At 54.5% G+C, this 642-nt stretch carries 1 pseudogene; it reads right to left on the bottom strand.

What is annotated here, in order from left to right:
• Window positions 1-16 precede the first annotated feature (16 nt).
• Window positions 17-642 (bottom strand): annotated as a pseudogene (locus ACJBF3_RS26125) (IS1-like element IS1B family transposase); the annotation flags it as partial.

Here is a 642-nt window from a genome sequence, read left to right as displayed (position 1 = left end):
GGGTAATGACTCCAACTTATTGATAGTGTTTTATGTTCAGATAATGCCCGATGACTTTGTCATGCAGCTCCACCGATTTTGAGAACGACAGCGACTTCCGTCCCAGCCGTGCCAGGTGCTGCCTCAGATTCAGGTTATGCCGCTCAATTCGCTGCGTATATCGCTTGCTGATTACGTGCAGCTTTCCCTTCAGGCGGGATTCATACAGCGGCCAGCCATCCGTCATCCATATCACCACGTCAAAGGGTGACAGCAGGCTCATAAGACGCCCCAGCGTCGCCATCGTGCGTTCACCGAATACGTGCGCAACAACCGTCTTCCGGAGCCTGTCATACGCGTAAAACAGCCAGCGCTGGCGCGATTTAGCCCCGACGTATCCCCACTGTTCGTCCATTTCCGCGCAGACGATGACGTCACTGCCCGGCTGTATGCGCGAGGTTACCGACTGCGGCCTGAGTTTTTTAAATGGCGGAAAATCGTGTTGAGGCCAACGCCCATAATGCGGGCGGTTGCCCGGCATCCAACGCCATTCATGGCCATATCAATGATTTTCTGGTGCGTACCGGGTTGAGAAGCGGTGTAAGTGAACTGCAGTTGCCATGTTTTACGGCAGTGAGAGCAGAGATAGCGCTGATGTCCGGC

This window comes from Enterobacter sp. PP-008-ECC_S150, assembly GCF_045257065.1.
In the GTDB taxonomy this organism is placed as follows: Bacteria; Pseudomonadota; Gammaproteobacteria; order Enterobacterales; family Enterobacteriaceae; genus Enterobacter; species Enterobacter chengduensis.
Note: the sequence above shows the minus strand (reverse complement) of the source record. Positions and strands in the feature narration are given on the sequence as shown.